The organism is Haloplanus salinarum, assembly GCF_024498175.1.
Lineage (GTDB): Archaea > Halobacteriota > Halobacteria > Halobacteriales > Haloferacaceae > Haloplanus > Haloplanus salinarum.
The window spans coordinates 1,537,873-1,558,013 of record NZ_CP101823.1; the positions used below are offsets into that span (position 1 = coordinate 1,537,873).

At 61.6% G+C, this 20,141-nt stretch carries 11 protein-coding genes and 6 pseudogenes; 5 read left to right on the forward strand and 12 right to left on the reverse strand.

Translation table 11 applies throughout. From position 1 onward, the window contains the following. Positions 1-2: 2 nt before the first annotated feature. Genes NO364_RS07950 through NO364_RS07960 form a run of 3 tightly spaced genes read right to left on the reverse strand, consistent with a single transcriptional unit; the run spans position 3 to position 7,355 of the window. Entirely contained in the window at positions 3-806 is an 804-nt protein-coding gene (locus NO364_RS07950; RefSeq protein WP_257629018.1) for a hypothetical protein, read from the reverse strand. Next, positions 758-3,673: a DUF6603 domain-containing protein gene (locus NO364_RS07955; protein WP_257629019.1), complete on the reverse strand. Its 2,916-nt coding sequence runs from the start codon at positions 3,671-3,673 to the stop codon at positions 758-760. Before NO364_RS07955 ends, NO364_RS07950 begins: the two co-directional genes overlap by 49 nt. Then, positions 3,666-7,355 (reverse strand): DUF7800 domain-containing protein, encoded by a 3,690-nt coding sequence (locus tag NO364_RS07960; RefSeq protein WP_257629020.1) that lies wholly within the window; start codon positions 7,353-7,355, stop codon positions 3,666-3,668. Before NO364_RS07960 ends, NO364_RS07955 begins: the two co-directional genes overlap by 8 nt. Before the next feature lie 180 nt (positions 7,356-7,535). On the opposite strand from NO364_RS07960, the pseudogene NO364_RS07965 reads away from it, so the two are divergent. After that, positions 7,536-8,419: pseudogene (locus tag NO364_RS07965) on the forward strand (IS1595 family transposase). Positions 8,420-8,800: 381 nt separating this feature from the next. Here the strand turns inward: NO364_RS07965 and NO364_RS07970 are convergent. The 3 genes and pseudogenes from NO364_RS07970 to NO364_RS07980 all read right to left on the reverse strand — a co-directional run. Further along, positions 8,801-9,206, reverse strand: a pseudogene (locus tag NO364_RS07970) (hypothetical protein); the annotation flags it as partial. A 37-nt stretch (positions 9,207-9,243) separates the two neighbouring features. Beyond that, a pseudogene (locus NO364_RS07975) lies at positions 9,244-10,520 on the reverse strand (RNA-guided endonuclease InsQ/TnpB family protein). A gap of 231 nt (positions 10,521-10,751) precedes the next feature. Next, positions 10,752-11,390, reverse strand: a complete 639-nt coding sequence (locus NO364_RS07980) for an IS6 family transposase (RefSeq protein WP_257629022.1) — start codon at positions 11,388-11,390, stop codon at positions 10,752-10,754. Between the two features lie 207 nt (positions 11,391-11,597). Here NO364_RS07980 and NO364_RS07985 point away from each other — a divergent pair. After that, positions 11,598-12,149 (forward strand): annotated as a pseudogene (locus tag NO364_RS07985) (DUF7342 family protein). 44 nt (positions 12,150-12,193) lie between these two features. On the opposite strand, the gene NO364_RS07990 reads toward NO364_RS07985, so the two are convergent. The 4 genes from NO364_RS07990 to NO364_RS18350 form a co-directional block, all read right to left on the reverse strand. Then, positions 12,194-13,015, reverse strand: coding sequence for an SWIM zinc finger family protein (locus tag NO364_RS07990; protein WP_257629024.1), 822 nt, complete (start codon positions 13,013-13,015; stop codon positions 12,194-12,196). A 279-nt stretch (positions 13,016-13,294) separates the two neighbouring features. Continuing rightward, positions 13,295-13,747 (reverse strand): toxin-antitoxin system TumE family protein, encoded by a 453-nt coding sequence (locus tag NO364_RS07995; protein ID WP_257629025.1) that lies wholly within the window; start codon positions 13,745-13,747, stop codon positions 13,295-13,297. Continuing rightward, positions 13,744-14,256, reverse strand: a complete 513-nt coding sequence (locus NO364_RS08000; RefSeq protein ID WP_257629026.1) for a winged helix-turn-helix domain-containing protein — start codon at positions 14,254-14,256, stop codon at positions 13,744-13,746. Before NO364_RS08000 ends, NO364_RS07995 begins: the two co-directional genes overlap by 4 nt. A gap of 77 nt (positions 14,257-14,333) precedes the next feature. After that, on the reverse strand, positions 14,334-14,573 hold the full coding sequence (locus NO364_RS18350) for a hypothetical protein (protein ID WP_257629027.1): 240 nt from the start codon (positions 14,571-14,573) through the stop codon (positions 14,334-14,336). 178 nt (positions 14,574-14,751) lie between these two features. On the opposite strand from NO364_RS18350, the pseudogene NO364_RS08010 reads away from it, so the two are divergent. The 3 genes and pseudogenes from NO364_RS08010 to NO364_RS08020 all read left to right on the forward strand — a co-directional run. Then, a pseudogene (locus tag NO364_RS08010) lies at positions 14,752-14,997 on the forward strand (RNA-guided endonuclease TnpB family protein); the annotation flags it as partial. A 72-nt stretch (positions 14,998-15,069) separates the two neighbouring features. Further along, positions 15,070-15,894: an IS5 family transposase gene (locus tag NO364_RS08015; protein ID WP_257627546.1), complete on the forward strand. Its 825-nt coding sequence runs from the start codon at positions 15,070-15,072 to the stop codon at positions 15,892-15,894. 91 nt (positions 15,895-15,985) lie between these two features. Next, positions 15,986-16,827, forward strand: a pseudogene (locus NO364_RS08020) (IS5 family transposase). Positions 16,828-16,973: 146 nt separating this feature from the next. Here NO364_RS08020 and NO364_RS08025 read toward each other — a convergent pair. Continuing rightward, a complete protein-coding gene (locus tag NO364_RS08025) occupies positions 16,974-17,303 on the reverse strand; it encodes a cupin domain-containing protein (RefSeq protein WP_157687987.1) in 330 nt (109 codons plus the stop codon). 328 nt (positions 17,304-17,631) lie between these two features. Further along, positions 17,632-19,641, reverse strand: a complete 2,010-nt coding sequence (locus NO364_RS08030) for a SipW-dependent-type signal peptide-containing protein (protein ID WP_233255269.1) — start codon at positions 19,639-19,641, stop codon at positions 17,632-17,634. Positions 19,642-20,141 lie beyond the last annotated feature (500 nt).

Below are 20,141 nucleotides of genomic sequence, written 5' to 3' on the forward strand. Positions count from 1 at the left end.
GGTTACTGATCTCCCGTGTCTCGCTCGTGTGTCGCGACGACGCGCAGTTCGCCGTCCACGTCGGCGTGCTCCGAGAGGTACGCCGCCTTCGCGTCCTTCGCCGCCGTCTGCGACTGCCCGCCCTCGGGGTTGGGGTCCACCGCCGTCGCCAACGCGAGGTCCTCGGCCCACACCACCACGTACTGGGTGTCGGCCACCGACACCGACTGGTCGGGGCCGGCGAAGCGTTCCGATCCGGTCGTCCGGCTGTCGGCCGTGGCGACCGCCCCGGTCTTCTCGAGTTCCGCGGCCGTGTCCAAGTGGAGCGTCGAGTCACCGACGCCCGCTGGCAGATCCGCGCCGGCGAGCCGGTAGTTCCCGTCGCTCTCGTCGATGACCGTTGTCTCGAAATCGAGCGTCGCGACCGACGCCAGCGAGCCGTCGTCGCGCCCCGCGAAGGACAACTGGTTGTTCTCGATGCGCTTGCCGGCGGGTAACTGCTCGAACGCCTCCGACTGGAGCTTCTCGCTGTCGGACATCTGCTTGAACTTCGCCGGCGCGAACCGCTCGGTCGCGTCGTCGGGGGCGGGCAACTCCCCGCCCGTCGTCGAGAAGTTCTCGACGGCGAACCGGTCGTATGTCGGCGTCGCGTTGCCGTACTTCTCGATGGTCGTCTGCAGGGGGACGACGGTCTGTCGAACCGACACCGTTCCGAGCGGGTGGACGAGCACCGGCGCCGACTCGGGGGCCGAACCCTCCGTCTGCGGTTGGCGGACGCTCACGAGCGTGGTCCGGTCGTCGGGCAACTGGGCGGCCCAGTTGCCCACCGCCCCAGCGCCTGGTGGAGGTCACCCAGCACGTCGGCCGTCGGCAGCGACTGGGCCTCCGGGTTCGAACCGATCGAGACGTCGACGTTGACCGTCACCGAGAGGAAGACGACTTCGATGGTCACCTTCCCCCGGACGCGCCAGGGCTTGGGCCCCGAGAGCGTCCCGTCGACCTCGATACCGAACGTCGACCCCTTCAGGGCGACCTGCATCTTCGCGTAGAAGTCGACGACGAACTCGAAGGGGTCGAACCGGAACAGCGCGTCGAAGCTCAGCTCGCCGTCGACGGACGCCGCGCCGGCCTCCGCCTCGAGGGTCACGCCGGCGCCGATCTGGAAGGTGTTGGGCGTCGTCGCGACGTACGCGGTCAACTCGACCGAGGTGCTCCCGCCGCCCTTCGAGAGGCTCGCCCGCATCCGGTCGAGTTCGGGGAAGGAGTCCGGCGGGGTGTAGCGCGGGTTGAACCCGCCGATCGACAGGATGAACGAAGAGTTGTCGCCCCAGCCGGACCGCAGCGCCATGTCGCCGGAGACGTCGAACATGGCGATCTTCGAGTCGTACAGCGAGGCGTCGATCGCGATGCGCTTCTCGGGGATGTCGACCACGCCCAGGATGCTGAACTTCAGGTCGACGATCGCCCCCTCGCCCTGCGGGAGTCCTAGCGTGATCTTGCCGAGCAGCGCGATCTTCCAGGTCGGGATCGACACCATGATCCCGACGTCGATGAAGATGATCGGCGGAATCCCCCAACTGAACTTCGCCATCGGGCCGAAGACGTGCGTGTCGGGCTTCGGCGGGAAGAACGTCCGGAGGTCGCTGATGATCTCCGGCGCGTTCGCGACGACGTCCTCCGGGAACAGCACCGATCCGATCCGGCCGTTCCGGACCCCCTCGCCGAGGCGCTTGGCCCGGAACCCCCTGTGGACCCCGACGAGGCCGCCGAGGGCGTTCAGGAAAAAGCCCATCGGCAGCGTGACCGCGGGGAAGTCGGCCGTGATCAGGATCAGCAGCGAGTAGCCCTCGCGCCCGTCCGCGAGCGGCGTCTTCAGAATCCCGACGGCGTTGACCGCGACCTCCTGGATCTGGAGCGACAGCGCGCCGGAGTATCGTCCCGCGTCGGGGTCGAACGAGAGGAAGCCGCCGCCGCTGACCGCCCCGGTGTCGATCGCGAGGCCGATCCCGGTCGGCGGTTTGAACCCCAGATCGACGTCGAGCGGGCCGAGCGAGCCGTCGCTTCGCTGCGGCACCGAGAACGTCGCCGAGAGGCCGACGTTCCGAACCTGCGCGTCGACGGGGCCGATCGACAGCGACGACGTCAGCCCCAACTCGACCGGCACCGAAGACGACTCGCCCCCGACCTCGATGGCGACGTCGATCGTCTCGATGGTCAGGGTGTCGAGGATCGTCTCGTGGATCGGGAGCGTCGCGTCGAGGCTGGCGCTCCCCTCGACGAAGACACCCTTGTCCGTCCCCCAGCCGACGCCGAGGTCGAAGTCGGTGGCGAGACCCTCCTCCGGGAGGACCGTCGCGAGGAACCCCCCGGCGTCGCTCGGCGCGATGACGAACGACGCGCCGGCGGCGCGGGCCACCATCCGGACCGACTGGCTCGGCACCGACAGGGTCGTCGACACGTCCGCCCCGAGCGAACCGATCTCCAGGCGCGTCGCGTCCTCGCCGCCGATCAGATACGCGAACTCGCTGTCGGGGGGGGGCTGCTTCTCCGCCGACGTCGACAGCCGCAGTTCGCCCTCGTCGACCCCCTCGAGGGAGACTCCGTCCGGCGTGATCGCGAGCCCCGGTATCCTCGCGGTCGCCTGAAACGCCAACTGCCACGAGCCGAGCGGGAACCGGTACGACGCCGAGCCGAGGGGTTCGAGGACGGTCGAGAACTCGCCCGCCGTCGGATCGAAGTAGAACACCGCGGTGAGCCGGAACCGCGAGGAGAGCGTCCCGGAGTCGTCGCCGTTCCCGGAGTCGCCGTCGCCGGAGCCGTTGCCGTTCTCGGAGTCGTCGTCCCCGGTGTCGAACGATCCGGACACGGCTATCGAGAGCGCCCCGACCGGCTCCGCCCCGTCGGGCACCGCGTCGGACTCGACGTCGAGGGCGGTGATCCCCTCGCCGGTGGACTCGACGTTCGTCGTCGCCCACGCCTCGATGCCGGTCGTCCCGATCAGCGTCGCCAGCCGCGGCAGCAGTTCGTCCAGTCCGGCGGCGGCCTCGTCGACGCTGAGCGCCGCGAAGTCCGTCTCCCCGAAGTACGCCTCCTTGAGCGTCGGGCCCGGTTCGGTCAACAGCGGACCGAGCCGTTCGAACGCGATCTGCGCGTTCGGACCGCCGGCGCGGAGCGTGGTCCCGTCGGCGACGCCCCGCCCCTCCCAGGCCGCCGTCTCGTAGATCGTCAGCACCCAGGCGATCTGTTCGAAGAGCGGGTGGTTGTTGCGGGTGTACTCCGTCACCAGCACCGACACCAAGTCGGCCCCGAACTGCTCGACGTCCTCCTCGGTCAGTTCGCTGAGCGTCTCGACCGACTCCCTGACGGTCTCGATGGCCCGAAACAGGTCGCCGACCGTCGAAACGAGACCGACGAACTCCTCGAGCGACGTCGGGGGGTCCTCCGTCGCCGCGAGCAACTGCTCGGCCGCGGAGAAGATCGATTCGAAGGCGGCCGGAAGTTCGTCGAGGGGGACCGCGTCGGGGTTCCACCCCATGTTGACCAGCAGCGCCTCCCGCTGGTAGGGGTCCTCGGCGGCGAGCGTGACCGGTTCGGTCAGTTCCGTCAGGGTGCGTTCGAGCGCACCCCCCTCCTCGTCCCCGCCGACGCCCGGCGCGTCGTCGCCGGGAGTCCCCGGACCGTCGCCGTCAGACATTGTCGCGCTCCACCTCCGAGACGTCGACGGCACCCTGAATCAGGTCCGAGGGTCGGCTCGAGACGTTGCCGGTCGGCACCGTCGAACTCGGCGGCGCGACGCCCTGCTTCCCGCCGATGCCGAGGGCGTTGGGCAGCATGTCGACCGTGAACTGCGTGTAGGGGTGTGCCTCGGCGGTCCCGCCCATCCGCCACCAGAGTTTGTGGTTGACGAACCGCCACTCGTTGGGCACCGACTGGTTTCGGAAGGTGAGGTCCTGTGTCCCCCAGTCGAGCGTCACCTCGCCGACGTTGTTCCGGCCGACGACCTCCCCGCCGTAGTCGCGGTACTTGTTGAACCGCCGCCAGGCGTCGGCCGGGTCGGTGGCGTCCCCCTCGGACCCCCCCGACGACGGCTCCCACGACTCCGTCGTCATCTGCCGGCCCCGGAGGTAGTCGACGCGATACTCCCAGTGGGGTTTCCCTCCACGCTGCATCTCCGTGAGCAGCCCGACCCCCCAAGTCGCGTCCTCCTCGAGACCTTCGAGGTGGGATATCGTCGCGTCCTCCAGCGACTGGAGCATCTCGTCGACGCCGCCGTAGTCGGTCCGGTTTCCGATGATATCGTCGAGTTCCTGGTAGACGATCCGGGCCTGTGACTGGGTGCCCTGTTTGGGCGTACCGAACAACGTGAACAGCTCCCAGCCGTTCCCGAGTCGCTCGAGATACCGATCGACGTCGGAGCTCGAAATCGCGTTGCCGCCGGCCCAACTGACGACGGTCTGGCCGACTTTCCGCAGATCGTAGTCCCGCATCAGCGAGACGGCGTATGGGTCGCTCGGGCCGTCGGCCCCGAGGACGATGTCGCCCTCGGCGTACCGGAGTTTGATCGTCCCGAGGTCGATGGTTTCCAGTAGCGGCTTGTTGTCCGAGAGGCTCCACGTCCCCGTCGGCGCCGGGAGCTTGAGGACCGGAATCCGCATCAGTTCCAGTTCCCCCTCCTCTTTGAACCGATCCCACTGGATCGCGATCCAATCGGAGACCCCCTCGAAGTCGATTTCGGCGCCTTCGATGAAGTACTTCGTCGTGATGAGCTGTTCCGACGGGGTCGTCTCGTTCCAGGGCGTCGCCAGCGTCGCCCGCGAGTCCGTCTTGAGGATGTCCGTGTTCGCCGCACGCTCCAGAACCCCGTGGAGCCGCTGTGCCATCGGCGGCGTCGGCTGCTGATCGGGCATCTCGTAGATGTACCGATCGACGATGTCCCAGTTTCCACTCGGGGTGATCTCGTTGATGAACTCCATGTACGGGAGCGGGTCGAGGTCGTCGACCACCTCGCGGGCCTCGTCGAAGGAGTCGTTCCACTCCGTGATCGTCTCCGGCGCGCTCTCGTGGTACCAGCCGCCGAAGGCGGAGGCACGCCTCGCGGTGTAGCCGACGGGATGGAGGAGGTTCGTCAGGAACGATTCGTTCTTGGCCGCGCTGGCCGTGAGGTTCGCGAACCGAGACGAGAACGCGGTCTTGTCCTCCTTGTCGTAGTTGTGCCAGTACTCCGTCCGCGTCGTGTAGCCGTAGTGCACGTCGCCCGAGAGCGTGACGACGTGCTCGCTCAGCCTGGACACGTCCCGCAGGAACGACTCCAGAGCCGCACGTTGGAGGCGCCAGTGCTCGTAGTCCGCGTGTGCCTCGGCGGAGACAATGTCCCAGTCCCGCTCCGACTCCGGAACGTCGCGTGCTTGGAGGAACTCGTTGTTGGTCTCGCGTGGGTAGTGTTTGCCCCACTCCTGGCCGAGGTCGACCAGCGGCACCGTCCACAGCGGGACCGGACTGACGAGAAACAGGGGTTTCGAGCGATCCCAGGAGTTGATCGGGACGTCGAACCACGGCGCCATGTCGAACGTCCGTTCGAAGTCGACGAGTTGCGTCCGCTGGCCCAGCGCCGAGAGCAGTTCCGGCGCGGCCTTCGGCGAGGGGTATCCCCGCCAGGTTCGGGTGTCGAGTACCCCGATGCCGTACTCGCCGGGGAAGAGCGCGAAGTGGTACGTGATCCGATCCGGCGTCCCGCCGTCGGAGTCGCCGTTGCCGGAATCGTCCTCCCCGGAGTCGCCGCTGCCGGACATCGGACTCGCGCCGACCCGGTTCCACTTCCCCGGCGTGTAGATGTCAGCGTGTGACTCACCCTCCGGGACCATCGCGTCCGTCCGGTGGGGAATCCCGAGCAAGTCGTCGAGTTCGGTGCTCTTCGGGCCGTCGAGGTCGCGGTCGACGTAGTCGTCAAACCCGTCGAGGAGCGTCTCGCCCGAGCCGCCGCTGTACGTCGTCGGCTGGTTTCCCCACATCTGACAGACGTTCGCCGCCAGCATCCCGTTCTGGATGCAGGCGTGACCCAGCGGCCGCGACAGCACGGACTCGACCCACTCACCGGTCAGGAACCAGTCGTCGGTCACGTCGTGGTCGTCCCACATCATGTACGTCGGGACGTTCGCGAGGACGCGCCGAACGTCGGACAACTCCTCTTTGAAGTACTGGAGCCGTTGCTTGTCGTCTTCGTACTCCGATTCGGCCTCCGAGACGACGTCGCGTGCGACCTTCGGGCTCTGTGTCTCGTCTTTGAGCGTCGAGAGGGTCAACGACGACTTCGGGGTCCCGTCGCTGTCGGTCAGTTCGCTCGGCAGTTCGCCGCCGTTGTCGTTTCTGATCGTCCTGAAGATGTGTGAGGGGATATCCTGGCCGTCGTTCCACACCGTCTCGAGGTCGGGGAACGTCGACGAGACGTCGCCCGACGGCCAGAGCACGTCGGACCAGACGGCCAGGTACATCGCGAAGTACTCCCCGACACCGAAGAGGTGGCTCGTGGCGAGTTTCGGCTCCGTGTCCATGCCCGCGACGTTGTTGGCGTAGTACTGGCGGTAGTCCGGCCACAACTGGTAGAGGGTGACCGTGTCCCACTCCTCTTTCCAGTCCTCGAACAGCGGCACCTCCTCGGCTCTGCCGAGGAACTGCGTCCCGGCATTCCACAGGAGGGTACAGAACGTGTCCGCGACGTCGTCGGCGTAGATCTGATCGCCGGTCAGAAACAGCGAGTGGGGGCGATCCGTGGGCGTCCCGAGGTTGTCGGCGATGGGCTGCCGGATCGCCGACAGCGCCCCCCGCTTCTTGCCGTGTGGCTTGCGACAGGACGCGTGGAAAAATCGGAGGTCGTTCTTGTCCTTCGGGGGAATCGCGAAGGAGGGGAGCGACTCGTCCCCGGTCGCGTGGACCCGCGGGAGGCCGTTCCCGTCGGGCGCGAGGACGCCGGGCGTCGAGAGCGACGCGCCGCCCGAGCCACCGACCACCGACGGCCGGTCACCGGGGAAGGTGAACGTCAGATCGTACTCGTAGGTAGTCCCCGGGGAGAGACTCAATCCGCTCACCTCGACGACCCCGACGAAGAGGTTCGAGCCGACCTCGAGAAGCGACGTCTCCCCGGACGTTCCCTCCTGTGAGCCGCCCGAGCGGACCTCCAGATCGACCTCGACCTCGGCGTGTGTCGCGATCCAGACCGCGACCGATTCGTCCGTCACGCGGCGAAGGATCGGCCCCGCCAACACGAGCGGCAGCGTCTCCGCGTCGGCCTCGTCGCTCGCCGTGACGCTCAGCGCGCCGTCGCCGTCGGTCGTCAGGTGCGGGACCGAAGTCCGCCACGGGTCGCGGAGGCCCTCAGGCATCGGCGCTCACGCGTCCCGACGCTGCCACAGAAGAGTCAACCTGTTGGCACGTCATCGCGCGTAAAATCAGAAAGCGGCGTATTAAAAGTAACTCCCTTCGGAAGCAGATTGTTGGTCGGGTAGAACTGTCGCTGTGAAAGCGTAGCGGGCAAGGGTGACGCGACGCGTCACTCGAACGCAATGTTCCCATTTGAATTGCTGAGTTCAGAGGCGAGGGCCGCGAACCTGCTGGAGCAGGTTCGCTGGTGCGAGGGCCTCTGTTGCCCGCGCTACCGGTCTGAGTCGGTGATTAAACACGGCAGCTATCGAGAGTATCAACGGTACCTCTGTAAGGATTGCGACCGCACGTTCAACGAACTGGCAACACAATCTTCGCGCACGCGAAGATCGGCCTCGACAAGCTGTTGTTCGCGTTCTACTCGTTCCTCCGGTTCAACACGAGTATCCGCCAGTTAGACGCTGAAAGTGACGTTTCGTATCGCTCGCTTCACCGGCGCGTCGAGCAGTTCGCCAGAACGCTCGACGCGCCAACGATCGATCTCGTTGGCCCGGTCGAGATCGACGAGTTCTACGTCTCTGCCGGGAAGAAAGGCCGCGAGCGCGACTCTCGGTCGCGCTCGCGTGCCCTCTCGAAACGCGGACGAGGAACGTATGAGGGAGATAAACCGCCAGTGTTCACGCTTGTTGATCGCGGCAGCGGTCATCGATACGTCGTCCCGGCGAAATCTGCCGACGAAGCGACGGTGCGACTCCTTCTCGACAACCACGAGAAGGAGTCGCTGATTGTCTATACTGACGGATTTCGGGCCTATGATCCACTCGACGATGACGAGAGCTTCCACCGAGAATCAGTAATTCACGGTGACGGCGAGTACGTTGATGGAGACGCACACGTGAACACGTGCGAGAGCCACGCGTCGCTGGCGCGACGGTGGCTCTCGCCGCACCGAGGCGTCTCAAAGGACAAACTGACAGCGTATCTCAGACCGTTCGAGCTTCGACGGCGAATCCTCCGCAAACCGGGACGAGAAGCACTGAAACAGATTATCCGAGAAGTTCTCTGACACACCAACAATGTACTTCACAAGAGTGCCATTCTAAAAAACCACGAGCTGACGTTCTATCTCCGCAATGCGCCGTCCGGAAACGACGATTTCTATCCCGGATTTGCGGAGCGATTTAATTCTGATGACGAGATTCAGGCCTCGCTTCCGGATCGAACCGAGCGGCGAGGTCGAAAATCGAATGTTCTTGAGTCCACGTATGAAATTGAGATCGACGAACATGGCGACTTGTTCAATGCATATGTGGCTGCACTAGCGACGGCTGTCGACGAACATATCGTCTCACACCACGCTTTGGTTGAGCGTATTGACGAACTCTATCAGGAAACGGTCGTAGAAGACTTGAAGAGGTAACTTCCACTCAAAACAGAAGTCGAGTCGTCAGCCCATCGCCTCTTGGAACCGCTCACGAAGCGCGTCCTCTCGCTCTTCGAACTGCTCGACTTTCTCCTGTAGGTCGTCGCTGACGCGCTCGATGCTCGCCAGCGCTCGTTCACCCTCCAGCGAGGCCTGCGACCCGTCGTCGCCGTCCGCCTCCAGTTCCTCCTCGTAGGCTCGCTCGACCCGCTCGATGGTACCCTCGGGGTTGAACAGGATGTCGTTGGCCGTGCGGACGTAGCCGTCCAGCGACGCACCCTCCTTGCCCTGGAAGAAGTGAGTGAGTGAGCGCGTACGTCGCGCCGGAATGCAGTGTCCACATATCGATCTCGACGGGGGAGGCAGCGTTGGCCTCGGCATCGCTCGCGGCACGCTCGGCCAGGTAGTCCGGGAAGCCCAGCAGGCTGTGAACTGTCTCAGGATCCAGTCCTGAGACTTCCCGTGGATTAGTCGGACACTCCCGTGACACCATCGGTCTGATATCCTCGAACGGTATCGTGGGTCACGGTCGGGGCGTCCACGGCCCCCGATGCCTGCCGTCGCACCTTTCGTACTTGGGGGAGGTTGTTGAGAGCAGGCACATTCCAGTCTTGATGCTTCTCGATGCCTTTCACAGCGATGTTGACGCTTGCACCACGGTCGGCGTGGTCTTGATGCTTGCACGACCGGCACTTGAACCGCTTCTTGTTCCGGTTCCCACACTCCGTATGTCCACATATTGGACACCGCTGACTCGTATATTCAGGGTCAATCCACGTCGTTGGCACACCCTCGAAGCCGGCTTTGTACGACGTGTAGTATTGAAGCGCACGGAACGGCAGGTGGTGCAAGCGTCGGTTCATCAGCGTTCCGTAGTCGATACTCTCGCGCATCTCTTTGAGGTCTTCAAAGACGATGCACGGTTTCTCGAACTGGTGGCTCCACTCCACGATATGACGGCTCACCTTGTGGAGTCGGTCACGGACAAACCGTTCCTCACGCCCTTCCAGCGTGTCGTGCATACTCGGTTTCTCGGCGTTCTGTACCCGCTTCCGCATCGTGAAGTAGCGGTGGCGCTCGAACTTGATTTCGGGGAAGTCGATGACCAGCGTGTCCTCGACGCCCTCTGCTGACAGTGCCGATAGTGCAACGCTGTCTTCGTTCACGTCTACGCCGATGACCGTCCGAGAGTCCTGTTTCTCTCGGACGGTACGCTCGGTATTCGTGACGTTGACGTGCAACTCGGGTGTTCCGTCATAGAACAGTGCTTCCGCCGTCCCAATCGTCCACTCGCCACCAGAGAGCTCGGCTCGGAGAATACGAGATGGGTGTCGTCGCCTTCCAGCACGCCTTTGACGTGCTTATACGGCTTGGCACTGATACGGAACTCCACGGTTCCATCGTCTCGGAGCGTGAGGTTGTAGCCTTCTTCGTAGTTGGCTCGAAGCGGGTACGCGCCGTCTTTAGTGTGACTCGGGAGGCCGAAGTCGTCGTACTCGTGGTAGTTTTCTATCGCGCCGAGCGCTTTCGCTACGACACGTTGTGAGGTATTTTTCACGAGGTCGGCATCGTCGGCCACACGGTCGGGGATTTCATCCCAGTCCACGCCCTCTTTGGCGAGACGGATCGTTTCGTTGTACGCCCACCGCGATTCGAGCGTGGCGTCGTACAGCAGGCTCTCGTTGTCACTCTGGATGTCGAGCTGAAAATCCAGCGTCTTCACGAGAGTCTGCTCCTGTGTCATTTCTCCATCTCGGTGTAACAGTGCGTTGTGTTTCAATATCAGCCATCCACGGTGAAAGTGGAACACTCACCTGAGCTTACGGCCTTCACGCTTGAGGCCAAATTCCGAGGCACTCGGCCTGCTCCGGCTGTAGAACTCCGTGACGGTGAACGGGAGCTCCGAGAAATCAAGCTCGATGTCCTGGGCGTCACGGATGAACTCGAAGAGGTCGTCGGCGACGAGTTGGTCGTGTTAACTTTGGCATCGATTCCACCAGACGGCGAGGGCTTGGAGCCACGATTCTGCTGTCGTCGGCTCAACGTGGCTGAACGTATTTGAAAATGAAGAGGTTCGTCGTTTTACCTCACGAAATAGACGTTCGACGGCATTCCGATTGCCATGGAGTTCGTATCTGCAATCGAGGCCGTGTCGATCGAGGGCAGTTTGGAGCCATTGGGCATCGTCGACGAGAAACACGGCGGTTTCGACATCGTGTTTCTCGCGTAATTCACTCAGGAAGATTTCGGTGAGACCGGTCGTATACGTGCTAAAGAGCCGAATATGAAGGAATGTGTTTGTTTCAGGATCGATGGCGGCGTACAGCCAGTACTGCTGATCGTTGATTCGAATCACGGTTTCGTCAAGCGCAACGTGATTCGGGCTCGCACCGCCTTCGGGCTGTAAATCGGCCTTTTGCACCCAGTTGTGGACGGCCGTTCGAGAGCGTTCGACACCCAACCTTTCAAGAATCGAGATGGTATTCGAAAGTGATAGTCCTGCCACGTGCATCTGAATACCGAGTCGCATCGCGAACTCGGGTGTCCGCTGACGCTCCACAAAATCTAATTCGATCCAGTCGCTATCGTCGCTGAGGCGTGTGATTTCTGGCATAGACACTCAGAAATCAGCACGCCTCACTCTTCACGCTTAATTTGACACGACCCATGAGGGGACGGGAAGAGCTCCGACTAAGTTACGCGTTATAGACAAGTCGAGATGAATCCCGGAATTACGAATCTGAATTTGAGAATCGAGTCTCAATTACCGAGGACTGTATATGGGAGTAGGGCGCGAACACTGTCCCAAGAGGTGCCAACCATGACCGAATCCCCGCGAGATGGGGTCCAATCGTGGACTGAGTCGATGAGCGCCCGCGACCGCATTCGGGCGGTCGCCGAGTCACTTCGCGAACCCCGCTCAGTTAACTGGATCAGCGAGCAGGCCGACGCCGCCTGGAGCACGACCAACGAGGAACTTCAGGATCTCGTCGGCCAGGGCCAGTTGCGTCGCGTCGAGGCCGGCGAGACCACGCGCTACCAGCCGGACTACACGCGACTGCTCTTCGATGAGATCCGCACGCTCATCGAGAAAAACACCCGCGAGGAGCTGCGGAGTGAATTGGCTGCGATCACCGAGGAGATTGAGGAGTGGCAGGCGACCTACGACGTCGAGACGTGGGAGGAGCTCGAACAATCGCTCGCTGACGGCGACCTGGCAAATGCGGAGCTCCGGAACCGCCGCGACGTGATCACGCGGTGGGTGGAGAATCTGGAAGACCGCCGGCTTATCAAGCATTCGTAGGCGCTCTACTCGGATGTCGAAGCCGCTCGCGAACAGCGGGTCACTATGGCTGATCGCGTCACAAACTAATTCTAGTGATCGTCTAACGGGCGAGCGTCATTGGGGGGACCCAGCTACTCGCAGGACTGTTCGTCCGCCATCTGCTGGAGTTCGACGGCTGCCTTCTCGAAGTGTTCCGAGAGGAACGGCGTTCCCGACGTCACCCGCTCCTCAAGGAACGCAACGGCGTCAGTGACCGCATCAGCGTCGCGTTCCGCGGTCGCGACACAGTCGACATACCCGTCGAGTGCCCGACTGAACGCACGCGAGAAGTGGTCGTAGGCGCCGTCGACGCGCTCCATATTGTCGTCGAGCGACTCGACGAGGGCCCGATAGACGGTCGCCGCCGACGCGTACCGCCCATGCTCGCGGTACTCGTTCGCGAGATCGAACCACTGCGTGAAGTCGATGGGCTCGAAGACGACGTGGTACTCAGGGTTCGTCTCTTCGAACTGCCGGTCGATCGAGGCACGAAGCTCGTCGACCGACTGTCTCGTCGGCTCGCCGACGTGGGCGAGAAACCGGGCGCGGAGATCCGCATCGGCCGCGAGTTCTTCACGCAGGAACGCGCGGAGTTTGTCGGCGTTGGCGCCGTTAAGTGCGGCGTCGAGTCGATCGCCGTCGTCAGGCGGGGGGTCGTCGACACACCGAAGCAACACGGCGACGACGTGCTTGCACGCTCCCGGCCCATCGTACGGACAATCACACCACGGGGAAACCCCGTCGGTGGCGAGGTCAACACGGATATCGTACTGACGGCTGCCACTCACGACGGCTGTGACGGTGGTGTCGACGCGGTGAATTTCGTGGATGTGACCCTCGTCACGGTATCCTTCACCGCGTTCGAAGACCGCGTCCGTACAGATGTCTCGAACCGTGTCCTCAGTTACGTCCATATGCGTGGACGATGGTTCCAGCGCGGACGGGAAAACCGATACGTTGCTCTCGCTTGCGCTCCGGATTGGAACGTCCCCACTCTGAGAGAAGCAACGATACAACCGCAGTACGGCGGAAATCCGAAGCTTGAATGAAGTCCTACTCGGCCGCGAGTTCGTCGTAGATTTCCTCGTACTCGTCGAGGTCCTGCCGGCCGAGGAATCAAATGAGATACCGCCGCGCCTCCTTAGCGGACAACTCCTCCAACCGCTCGGGGTGGTCGCGGTCAGTCGGCATCCTCACGGTGGATTTGCTGCGCTATTCAGTCGATCCAGGTCTTCATTCTCGTATGCTGCTCGCCACATCGTATGGACTGCACGACTCACGAGCGACACTTCCGTCACGTCGATACAGGACGGTTTGGCATCAGTCGTCGTGGCGTCGGGCAGCGGGTGGAAATGGATTTCGGGGGAGTGTGTATTCGGGTGGCGATCGAAGCGCCAGTTGACGCCGTCGCTATCGACGTAGTGGAACGAATACATCCCGAGTTCGCTCCATTGGATATCGAGCCGAGCGCTCTCGGCATCGGCGAGCCCATCGCTGAGACTGATCCGCAGTTCCGTGGGAGCGACGACATCGTCGTACGCTGTTTCGTCGACAAGCGACTCGAGATCAAGCCAGAGGTCGCGAATCCGCTGGAGTGCCGGAAGATAGATCGGCCCGAACTCGCCGGCCCGGTCGTCGTCGCTCATACGGCAAGCTGGTGGCTGGCCTCGTCGTAGGCGAGTGCGGCTTGTGCGACGGCGAGATTCTGCCGGGTCGTCCGCCACGCGGTGAGGTCGTCCCAGCCTTCCGTCTCGTCGGCATCGAGTTGCCGGGTGAGTTCCTCCGGCGACACCACGTCGTAGCGGTCCTCATAGCGCCGGATTTCGGCCTTCATGCCTTGAATACTGTCGAGCAACGCCGCCCGATCGACTTCCTCACGCAGTTCGCGGATCCGGGACATCAACACCCGGTCGCTGTTGCGCTTATACAGCGTCGTTTGGCCGTCTGGTTCCGTCTCGGCGAACCCTGTATTCACCAGCGTTTTGCAGTGGCGACGCGCCGTTGGCTCGCTTACAAGGGCGCGGTCGGCGATCTCGGCGGCCGACTGCCCGTCGTGGGTCTGTTCGACGATTTCGTACACCCGCTCGAACGGCGTGGTGTCGTCTTTCCAGTCCGCCTTGACCTGCTCGTTGACGTCGTCCCATGTCTCGGTCATACTGTGTGCTACGCAGTCGAGAAACAAATAATTTCCTGAGAAAATTATCTAACGGTAGTCGTTGTGCAGGTGCGTTGTCAGGCCACCTGCTCTGCTAACGTCTCGTGATGCGTCCGAATCGTCGTTGCTGTGACGTTCGCTACGGCCGCGGCCTCGGCCTGTGTCACCCGCTGGCCGGCCGTGTAGAGACAGGCCGCAGCGAAGCCGGTGGCGTAGTCGACGGCCCGGCAGGTGGCCTGATTTGGGTGCTCAGGACTGCACGTCCCGAATTCCGTTGGCGCCGCTGACTGCTCGGACTCCGACACTGCTCCGCTCACGATCTTCATGGAGTACCGCATCCCAATCTTTTTGAGGGCTATCTTCCTGCTAGGAGAGAATCCCGCTGTTTACGGCGGGAGTGAATCCGACACTTCCTACGCAGTCCACCGTCGATGACAGACCGGATAGTCCACGCCAATCCGTGTCATTAAATAACTGCTTCGACATAGGCTATGTATGGCGATTCAGGTCACGCGCACCTACGTTGGTTCCATCCAGAACTACCGGCAGGTCTGCGATGGCCTCGACTCGCTCGGGGATTCCGCCTCGAAGATCTGGAACGTCGCACGATGGACAGCCCAACGAGTTTGGGACGCAATCGGTACGATTCCCAACGAAGGTTCGCTTAAATCGTATATGAAGAACCGCTCGTGCTGGAAAGAGTTGAACGCACAATCCAGTCAGAAAGTCATTGAAGTGCTCTGTTGAAGAGCGATCTATTCAGCCGATATCACGGGTTTAGAAGGATGAAGACGAGGAATTCGATTCTTGCCTATGGAAGTCGACCTCCTCGACTTCGTTGAGCAGTGTCGTGACCTAGCTAAACAAGCGTTGGGGAAGCACGCGGGCGAGCCCGCCAGCGGCGGGTTCGCCCGCTGGGTCCACGTTGTTCTGCACTGCTTTCGGCTCGAAGAAGGCCACAGCTACCGTGAAACGCCGAATCGGTTGAAGTACTTGACTGAGGTTCGTGACGCCCTCGGCCTAGATCGGGACGACCTGCCGGATTACAGCACGATCTACAAATCTTTTGACCGGCTGAAAATGTGGGTCTGGCGGGCGCTGCTGCGCGTTTCTGCGCAGCAGCACCCGCAGTCTGGTCACGCCGCTCTCGACAGCACGTTCTTCGACCGTCGTCGTGCTTCCTCGTACTTCCGCCAGCGATCGGGAAGCACCGTACAGACGCTGAAAGTGACGACATTAACTGATGTGGAATCGCTTGCGGTTCTTGACGTTCACATCACAGCACGGTGGAAGCACGATACGAAGACCGGACCGCCGGTCGTCCGCCGAAACGCGGACGACCTGCAGTCCGTCGCTGCCGACAACGGCTTCCAAGACTGGCACACCGAGTACGAGATCGCCGCGTATGACCTTGAGTATCTTGTTCACTATCGTGGATCATCACCGAAATCAGCCCTGAACAACGCGCTCAACCGGGCAAACGGCTACTCTCAGCGCTGGATGGCCGAAACGTCGTACTCAACAGCCAAGCGCTCGCTCGGCGACGCCGTGCGAGCGCTCGGCTGGTATCGCCAGTTTCGTGAAATTGTCCTGATGTTCGCCATCATCAACATAGAATCACTGTGTGAGCCGCTGTAACCGTGGCTCAGCATCTATTCAACAGAGCAAAATATTCGGCCTTGTTGAAACCCTTGCTGACAAACACGACTGATGAGTAGCACGAGACAGAATGGATTCCCTTCCGAAGTCACGCCTCCTCCAGTTCGTTGAACGTGCTATCGTGTTGGCTCGTCGTGCTGTTTCTCGGTTTTCGACTCGCTATTCACGGAAGCGGTTCATGCTCCGCCAAAACGTCGTCTTGCTCTGTCCGAAGGGTGAAGACAACGACGTACCGCGACCTCGTTGACGAACTCATCGAGATGCCACGCATCCGTGATGCTATCGGCCTCGATTCGATCCCTGCCCCCTCCTCTGCAAGGCGTTCGACCGCCTGGAGATGGCCGTCTGGCGGGTGTTACTGAACGTCTCACTCGCGGATTTACCACTGAACGGTGTCACCGGTATCGATGCGTCCGGCTTTGAGCGGGCGCATGCCTCAACTCACTACACGAAGCGAACGAACCTCACCATCCAACAGTTGAAGACCACGCTGTTGGTCGATACAGCGACCAACGCCATTCTCGATGTTCACGTGACGACAACGCGGAAACACGATACGCAGATCGCGCCGCAGATAGTGAAACGGAACGGACAGTCCATCTCGGTGTTGACCGGTGACAAGGGATACGACGATCAGAAACTCCGGCGGCTCACCCATGACCACGATATTCGACCACTCATCAAGCATCGGGAGTTTACCCCTCTCCACAAATCGTGGAATGCGCGACTGGACAGCGATCTATACCACAGGCGGAACATGAACGAGACAGTCAACGCGGCGATCAAACAGAAGTTCGGTGCATTCGGTCACGCCTTTGATGGAAGCAGTTCCGCGAACTCGTCATCAAGTGTATCGTTCACAATCTGGAGCGAAGCCTCACCATTTCACAAGAGGGGGGCGACTGTCCGTGATTCCGAGAGGAACTGACTGCTGCATATAGAGGGTGTACTCAGTAGACCGTCGGCTCTGGTTCGGTAGATAGGATCGAACTGGCCGTTCGGAACGACGCAGAAAGGTCGTACTCAACGGGACTACAGGCGTAGGGTGCGACCTGTCGTTACGTTGCCTGAGAGCCTTCGGCGGGTGCGTACATAACCGTGACCACGAACTCGCCGTCGAAATCGGTGAACTGGTGGTCTGTCCCGGGACGGAGATGGACAACGTCACCCGGCTCGACCGCCACCGACTCGTCGTCGGTCACGAGCGTCGCCTCGCCCATATCGATACGGTAAATCTCTTCCTCGGCGTGCGCGTGCATCGGGTCCTCGTCGCCCGGCTCAAACCGCATCACTTGGAGGCTGAACGACACTGCACGCATCGCTTCGGTTTCCATCTCCCCGTCCTCGGCCAGTTGGTCCGCAATGTCAGTAACGTTGATTTTATCCACGATTTACATATGTGGGTGCCGGGTATATGTGCTTCGTTCCTTGCTCGAAAAAATGAGCTTCCGGACGCGCACCGTGGGAGATACGCGCCCTCTATGCAGCACGGCCCGTGAAATCTACCCCGAGGCTGTCAGGAACCTCGTGCCGAATGTAGAGGATAAGTTCAGCACAGCCCGTTCATGTATTTCGCTGGTTCAGTGAGTCTGCGTAATCACTCTGTGCGGAATATCAAACTGTGAGTACCATCGTTCAATACGGAGTTGGCAGTGGAAGTTCGCTGATCGGTTCATTAAGATTGAGGTAGATGGATTGAACCAGTGGATCGCTCCGCTACGAGTCGTCGATTTCGTCGTCGTTCACCATCGCGTTGTTCATTCCGGAGCCGTCGTTGTGACGGCACTGTTCGGTGTAGAAATTCAGGTTGAACGTCGCGGAGTCGGTCTGGATTTCGTTCCCGTGGTCGGTGGGAACCCACCATGCGAACGCGACCGAGGCCGTCGTCTCGGCCGGGAAGCACCCCTGCGAGCCAGTTCCACCACCCTGCTCGGCCGGAATGGTGCCCGGTAGTGTAACGCCGGTGCCGCTGCTCAGTTCGTTGAGTACAGAACGGAGCGATCCGCGGACTACAAACGACTCGCCGTCGTTCTGATAGTTGTTGCCGTCGTCAACCCAAGCGGCGGCTTCGACAGCGTCCAGAAGCTCAACATCGGCGCATTGGTCCGGTTCCGGTTCCGGTTCGGGATCCGGATCGCCGCCGATCGGACAGATTCCAGCGGGTGCTTCGAAGACTCGGTATTCGTTAGTGTCAGCGTCCATAATCAAGAGCGCCTCGAAATCGTACGTCACAGGGTCGCAGACGAGTGCTTCGACCCGGAATCCGGTTCCCGTGGCGAAGTCGGAGATGTACTCACCGGTGTCGGCGAAGACCCGGATGACACCTCCATTCGCGTCCGACGGGTTGTTGCCCAGATAGAGCGTCTTTCGACCGTCCATATCGCCCCCGACGGCGATTCCACTGTTGTTGTCGAACAGATCGCCGGCGGCGTTGACTTCCGGCGTAATCCTGTTCGCTACCGTCCCATCGGTGTTAATTTGCACCGTTTCCTGCGACGCGTCCGACGACCACCAGATGGTGTCGTCGCGCCTATCGTAAGCGACGCCGTCCGCAGGCCAGCCGGTGGTATCGGATGGGGCACTGAATTCGTTGGAAACGTCGCCACTGTCGAGGGTCTCGGTCACCGTCAAATCGCCGAGGTCGATGAGCAGGAACGGGTCGCCGTCGTACGTCGCCCATAGTTCCTGTCGGTCGGGGTCCCAGTCGACCCCACTAATCGTGTCGGTGCCTTCGCCGGGCAGACTACTGGGAAGCGTTTTGCTCGCAACGAGAGTGGCCGATCCATTCGGAGCGGTGGGAGGTTCCCAGATATCGACGACGTCCGAGCTGAAACCTCGTGGCGTGATGACATACGTACCGGTAAAGGTCATTCCGACACCGGTCCCGTTGCTCAAGCTCACCGTTCCCAAGTTGTCACCCGGTGCCGCTGCCGCGGTCCCCGTCATCGCTCCCGCGCTGGCGACGCCCGCCGCCCCGGCACCGGCTGTCTTCAGGAGGCTTTTCCGAGTGATTCTGTCACCTTCGATCGCTTCTCCGACCGTTTCGACCACCTCTTGTCGGGTGTCAGTGTCCAGCAGCGAGGATGCCGACGCACCACCCACCGCGGCCAGCGGCAGCATCGACGCCTCGTCCGGGTCATCCTCTTCGGGTTCGGTCGTGCCGTTTTCGGCACACGAGACGAGTTCGCCCTGCAGCCAGATGTAGCCGGGGTTGTCACAGAGCGTGAAGTCGAAAGTTACCTCGCCGAAGTCACCCGGCTTCACGTCCGACAGGTCGATCACCGGCTGGGCGAGATCCTCGGCGTCCGTGCCGTCGGGACAGCTCGTGTTGCCAGCCGAGTTGGTCTGTGTATTCGCGAGGAACTGATCCGGATCGTCGACCGCGATGAGCCACGCGTCGTTCGACGGGAGTCCCGTGTAGTCGTCGGAAACGGGCGCGTCGGTCGGACCGCCGGTCGAGCCAGGGGGTCCGTCCCACATGACGACGTCCACGTCGTCGTCCGGAGAGTCCGTATCCCCCCCGTCTTCGTCCGTCGACCAGTCCGAGTAGTGAGCCGAATAGGCAGCCTTCATATCGAGCGTTCCGGCCATCAGCCGGTTATTTTCGAACGTTTCCTGATCACTGAAGTACGCGCTCGTCCCCAATCCAGCGCCCGCCGACGCGACCCCGATCGTACCGAGTGCAGCCAGTGCCTTTCGCCGCGAAAGCTCGAAGTCGTCTTGCATGGTTGCTTTCCACTGATGAGGTGGAATACTGTGTTACACGCAACTAACATCCATTAGTTAACTCCCTTTTATTGCATTTAAATTCTGTATAAATTATTCTAATCGCTGGTTAATGGGCCAATATACTCGGTATGACTTCTATGCTCTGACCTTCACTTCGGACGCTGGCGAGCCGAACAATCCTGCATGGGGGATCCATCCAGGTTGGGTTCAGCCGATCACATAGACGTTCTGCTCGGTTAAATTGCAGGCGCAGTCCGTTTACTGGAGTAGCTATCTCCACTCGGTAGCTATCGGTGTACTAATACGTTATCAGATGATGTTGCACTGACGACGACGAGGAATCTACTGCGGCCTGAATCTGGTCATCCCCTACACCGCTGAATTAGGTCGTATTGATGCTCTCCGTAGCTCTCAATCGGGAACTTCATTATGACAGATTCGCACGCTGTATTCAGCACGGCTTCCTGAATCTATCACTGATTGAAGGTTTCAATAGG

What these genes read in the sequence shown, in the direction of transcription:
- NO364_RS08000 (WP_257629026.1), bottom strand. Translation starts at nt 14,256, where the DNA reads ATGACCGAGACATGGGACGACGTCAACGAGCAGGTCAAGGCGGACTGG.
- NO364_RS07955 (WP_257629019.1), bottom strand. Translation starts at nt 3,673, where the DNA reads ATGTCTGACGGCGACGGTCCGGGGACTCCCGGCGACGACGCGCCGGGC.
- NO364_RS07990 (WP_257629024.1), bottom strand. Translation starts at nt 13,015, where the DNA reads ATGGACGTAACTGAGGACACGGTTCGAGACATCTGTACGGACGCGGTC.
- NO364_RS07995 (WP_257629025.1), bottom strand. Translation starts at nt 13,747, where the DNA reads ATGAGCGACGACGACCGGGCCGGCGAGTTCGGGCCGATCTATCTTCCG.
- NO364_RS07980 (WP_257629022.1), bottom strand. Translation starts at nt 11,390, where the DNA reads ATGCCAGAAATCACACGCCTCAGCGACGATAGCGACTGGATCGAATTA.
- NO364_RS08015 (WP_257627546.1), top strand. Translation starts at nt 15,070, where the DNA reads ATGGAAGTCGACCTCCTCGACTTCGTTGAGCAGTGTCGTGACCTAGCT.
- NO364_RS08030 (WP_233255269.1), bottom strand. Translation starts at nt 19,641, where the DNA reads ATGCAAGACGACTTCGAGCTTTCGCGGCGAAAGGCACTGGCTGCACTC.
- NO364_RS07960 (WP_257629020.1), bottom strand. Translation starts at nt 7,355, where the DNA reads ATGCCTGAGGGCCTCCGCGACCCGTGGCGGACTTCGGTCCCGCACCTG.